1 protein-coding gene is annotated in these 749 nt (G+C 68.6%); it reads right to left on the bottom strand.

From position 1 onward, the window contains the following. Positions 1–136: 136 nt before the first annotated feature. A partial coding sequence (locus Gocc_RS15590; RefSeq protein WP_220150674.1) for an integrase core domain-containing protein occupies positions 137–749 on the bottom strand: 613 nt, incomplete at its 5' end.

A 749-nucleotide genomic window follows, 5' to 3' on the forward strand; every position in this document is an offset into this window, starting at 1 on the left:
GCGCGCAACGTGAAGCACTGGCAGCGAGGTGACATGCGGCTCCGCAGGGCAGCCGCCGGCATGCTCGCCGCCTCCACCCAGTTCCGTCGCGTCAAGGGCTATCGGCAACTCCCCGCTCTCGCCGCCGTGTCCTGCTTCACGAAAGTGGCAGGGTTTCGGGCTCGGTTTGCTTGGGTGTCGGCGGCGTTTGAGCCGCCGCGATGTGGACGTCGAGCGGTCTGCGTCCGCCCAGTGATTGGTGGGGTCGGACCTCGTTGAAGAGCTGCCGGTAGGCCTCGGTCTCGGCGGCGAGGTCGTGGCCGTCGTCGATCTCGAGCCGGTAGAGGTGCTCGTACTTCAACGATTGGAAGGCGCGCTCGCGGACGCCGTTCTGGCCGGGGCTCTTGTGGCGGGTACGGATGTGGATCAGCTCGGGGTGCTCGTCGATGAAGCGGGCGAACCGCCCGGATCGGAAGCAGCCGCCGTTGTCGGTCACAACTGCAACGGGCCGCACCTCGCCCGTCTCGGGATCTGTCACGGCCTCGAGCAGCGTCGTGCCGAGCAGCCGCTGCGTCTCGGTCAGCGCGAGCCGCAGGGCGGCGATCGCGTCGTGCTGGTTCTGGGTCGGCGATACGTGCCAGCCGAGCTCGTACTTCGACCAGTAGTCGCTGCAGCCGCCGATCTGCCAGCGGCCGCCGATCCGGGTCTCGAACTCGCTGAAGTCGAGCTGCCACACCTGGTTCGGCCCGGAGGGCGGCACCACGAACGCC

It is taken from the genome of Gaiella occulta, assembly GCF_003351045.1.
In the GTDB taxonomy this organism is placed as follows: Bacteria; Actinomycetota; Thermoleophilia; order Gaiellales; family Gaiellaceae; genus Gaiella; species Gaiella occulta.